Raw genomic sequence first — 4,056 nt, forward strand, 5'->3', positions numbered from 1 at the left:
TCCGTGAGGACCGGCGGGCACCCCGACTGCACCGAGGAACGGCTGCTCACGCTGCTCGCCGTGGTCGGCGCGGTGCAGGCGACCCGCGGCACGTCCCGGCCGCCGGAAAGGAACGGACGTCATGCGTACGCGCACCCCTTACTCACCGACGCTCGCCGTGGTCACCGCGGCAGCGCTCGTCGGCCTCCTCGCCGCCTGCGGCCAGGAGGCCCGCGGCGGCAGCCGCTACGTACCCGACGCGGGCAAGGGCTCCACCGTGGGGCTGGCGATGCCCACCAAGGCCTCCGAGCGCTGGATCATGGACGGCTCCAACATGGCGGAGCAGTTCCAGGCCGCCGGGTACGAGACCGACCTCCAGTACGGCGACAACAAGGTGGAGAACCAGGTCGCCCAGATCGAGAACATGATCACCAAGGGGCACCAACTGCTGGTGGTGGCCGCCATCGACGGCTCCGCGCTGACCGACGTCCTGCAGCGGGCGAAGGACGCGGGCACCCGGGTCATCTCCTACGACCGGCTGATCCTCGGGACCGAGAACGTCGACTCCTACGCCTCGTTCGACAACGAGCGCGTCGGCCGCCTCCAGGCCACCTACCTGGTCGAGGCGCTGGGGCTCGAGGACGAGGACGACGGCGAGACCCGGACCATCGAGTTGTTCGCCGGGTCCAGCGACGACAACAACACCAAGTACTTCTGGGACGGTGCGATGACCGTGCTGGAGCCGTACTTCGAGGACGGCCGACTGGAGGTCCTCAGCGGCCAGACGCGGATGAACCAGGCCACGACCCAGCAGTGGGACGGCGGCATCGCCCAGAAGCGGATGGACGACCTGATCAGCCGCCACTACGGCTCCACCGCGATCGATGCGGTGCTCTCGCCCTACGACGGCATCTCCATCGGGATCATCTCCGCGCTGCGGAGCGCGGGTTACGGCACCGAGGCCCGTCCGTACCCGGTGGTCACCGGCCAGGACGCCGAGCTGGCCTCCATCAAGTCGATCATCGCCGGCCACCAGCAGCAGACCGTCTTCAAGGACACCCGCAAGCTCGCGGAGCAGGCGGTCCGGATGGGTGACGCCCTCCTCAACGACGAGGAGCCCGAGTACAACAACACCACCGACTACGACAACGGCGTGAAGGTGGTGCCGGCCTACCTGCTCGATCCGGTCAGTGTCGACGCCGACAACACCGACCTGCTGGTCGAGGAGGGTTACTACACCGCGGAGCAGCTGTCGTGACCGCCCCGGTGCTGACGATGCGCGGCATCGTCAAGGAGTTCTCCGGAGTGCGGGCCCTCAACGGCGTCGACCTGACCGTGGCGCCGGGCGAGGTGCACGCGATCTGCGGGGAGAACGGCGCCGGCAAGTCCACGCTGATGAAGGTGGTCAGCGGCGTGCACCCGCCGGGTAGCTGGGAGGGCCGGATCGAACTGGACGGCGAGGAGGTCGCCTTCCGCAACGTCCGGGCGAGCGAACGGCGCGGGGTGGTGATCATCCACCAGGAACTCGCGCTGGTGCCGCACCTGTCGCTGGCGGAGAACATCTTCCTGGGCAACGAGCACGCCCGGCGCGGTCTCGTCGACTGGGGCCGCACCATGCGGCACGCCACCGAGCTGCTGGAACGTGTCGGCCTGCCGGAGCAACCGCAGACCCGGGTCGCCGACATCGGGATCGGCAAGCAGCAGCTGGTGGAGATCGCCAAGGCGCTCTCCAAGGAGGTGCGGCTGCTGATCCTCGACGAGCCGACCGCCGCGCTCAACGACGAGGACAGCGCGCACCTGCTGCGGCTGATCGGTGGCCTGCGGGACCAGGGCATCGCCTGCATCGTGATCTCCCACAAGCTGGAGGAGATCCGGCGCATCGCCGACACGGTCACGATTCTGCGGGACGGGCGCAGCGTGGAGACGCTGACGGTCCGGTCGGAACCGGGCGCACCGGCGCGGATCGAGGAGGACCGCATCATCCGCGGCATGGTGGGGCGCGACCTCGACCACCGCTTCCCGGAACCCGTGGCGTACGCGGGCGAGAACGCCGGTCGTACGGCGCTGGAGATCACCGGGTGGACGGTGCGGCACCCCATCGACCAGCAGCGGAAGGTGGTGGACAACGTCTCGCTGTCCGTCCGGCACGGCGAGATCGTCGGTGTGGCCGGGCTGATGGGGGCGGGCCGCACCGAACTGGCGATGAGCGTGTTCGGGCGCAGCTACGGAGTGCACGACGGCGGGACGGTCGCGGTCGACGGGCGCGAGGTGAGCACCCGCACCGTCCCCGAGGCGGTGGCCCACGGCATCGCCTACGTCACCGAGGACCGCAAGACGTACGGCCTCAACCTCATCGACACCGTCCACCGCAACATCTCGCTGACCTCGCTGAGTTCGATGGCGCGGCGCGGGGTGGTGGACGAGCACGAGGAGCGCCGGCTCGGCGAGCGGTACCGGCGGTCGATGCGGATCAAAACGTCGTCGGTGCTGGAGCCGGTGGAGCGGCTGAGCGGCGGCAACCAGCAGAAGGTCGTCCTCAGCAAGTGGATCAACACCGATCCCGGGGTGCTGATCCTCGACGAGCCCAGCCGGGGCATCGACATCGGGGCCAAGGCGGAGATCTACGGCATCGTCCGCGACCTCGCCGCGCAGGGCAAGGCCGTCCTCTTCATCTCCTCGGAGCTGCCCGAGCTGCTCGGCATGTGCGACCGCATCTACACCATGGCCGCCGGGCGGCTCACCGGTGAGGTCGCCCGCGAGGACGCCACCCAGGAAGTGCTGATGCGCCACATGACCCAGGACAGGAACTGAGGCACCCCACATGACGACTCCGACCACGACGCGGAGCGGCGACACGCCGGGCTCCGGGCGTTCCTCGCTCGACGTGCTGCGTGACGCCGTACGCAACAACATGCGGCAGTACGGCATGCTGATCGCGCTGGCCGCGATCGTCCTGCTCTTCCAGATCTGGACGGGCGGGACGCTGCTGCTGCCCAACAACGTCTCCAACCTGATCCAGCAGAACAGCTACATCCTCATCCTGGCGATGGGGATGATGATGGTGATCATCTGTGGCCACATCGACCTGTCGGTGGGGTCGCTGGCCGCGTTCGTCGGCGCGATCGCCGCGGTGATGATGGTGCGGCACGACGTGCCGTGGGTGGTGGCGCTGGTCCTGGCGCTGCTCATCGGCGCGCTGGCGGGCGCGTGGCAGGGATTCTGGATCGCCTACGTGGGCATTCCGTCCTTCATCGTCACCCTCGCGGGCATGCTGCTGTTCCGGGGCGCCACCCAGATCGTGCTGGAGGGCCAGTCGGTCAGCCCGTTCCCGCAGGGGTTCCAGCAGATGGCCCAGGGGTTCATCCCCGAGGCGGGGCCGTACACGCAGTACCACAATCCGACGCTCGTGATCGGACTGGTCGTCGCGGTGGTGCTGGTGCTCCAGCAGTGGCGCGACCGTCGGCGGCAGCTGTCGTTCGACCTGGACCCGCTGCCGTTCAACCTCTGGGTGCTGAAGTGCTCGGCGATCGTGCTCGCGGTCGTGGCGGTCACACTGACGCTGGCCAGCTACCACGGTGTGCCGCTGGTGCTGCTGATCCTCTGCGCGCTGCTGATCGCGCTGGGCTACATCATGCGCCACTCGGTGTTCGGGCGGCACGTCTACGCGCTGGGCGGGAACAAGGCCGCGGCGAAGCTGTCGGGCGTGAAGGACAAGCGGGTCACGTTCTCGGTCTTCGTGATCATGGGCATGCTGGCGGCGCTGGCCGGCTGCCTGTACGCCGCCCGGTTGAACGCGGCGACGCCCCAGGCGGGTCTGATGTTCGAACTGGAGGCCATCGCTGCTGCCTTCATCGGCGGCGCCTCGATGAGCGGCGGCGTCGGCAAGGTACTCGGGGCCGTCATCGGCGGCTTGGTGCTGGGCGTGCTCAACAACGGCATGTCACTGGTCGGCATCGGCACCGACGTGCAGCAGGTGATCAAGGGCCTGGTGCTGCTGGCGGCAGTCGGCTTCGACGTCTGGAACAAGCGGCGCGCCGGCTCGTGACACACCCGCGCGGCCCCGGCGGAGCCCGGGGC

At 69.0% G+C, this 4,056-nt stretch carries 3 protein-coding genes; all 3 read left to right on the forward strand.

Going from position 1 to position 4,056, the window contains the following annotated elements:
• Window positions 1-121 precede the first annotated feature (121 nt).
• The 3 genes from chvE to mmsB are packed head-to-tail and all read left to right on the forward strand — an operon-like array spanning window position 122 to window position 4,024.
• A complete protein-coding gene (chvE, locus tag HCN52_RS22540) occupies window positions 122-1,237 on the forward strand; it encodes a multiple monosaccharide ABC transporter substrate-binding protein (protein WP_168090280.1) in 1,116 nt (371 codons plus the stop codon).
• Window positions 1,238-1,254: 17 nt separating this feature from the next.
• Window positions 1,255-2,790, forward strand: coding sequence for an ATP-binding cassette domain-containing protein (locus HCN52_RS22545; RefSeq protein ID WP_168090282.1), 1,536 nt, complete (start codon window positions 1,255-1,257; stop codon window positions 2,788-2,790).
• Between the two features lie 10 nt (window positions 2,791-2,800).
• The gene (mmsB, locus tag HCN52_RS22550; protein WP_209314862.1) at window positions 2,801-4,024 is read left to right on the forward strand and encodes a multiple monosaccharide ABC transporter permease; all 1,224 of its coding nucleotides are present in this window, start codon (window positions 2,801-2,803) and stop codon (window positions 4,022-4,024) included.
• The last annotated feature ends 32 nt before the right edge of the window (window positions 4,025-4,056 follow it).

It is taken from the genome of Streptomyces bohaiensis (assembly GCF_012033785.1).
In the GTDB taxonomy this organism is placed as follows: Bacteria; Actinomycetota; Actinomycetes; order Streptomycetales; family Streptomycetaceae; genus Streptomyces; species Streptomyces bohaiensis.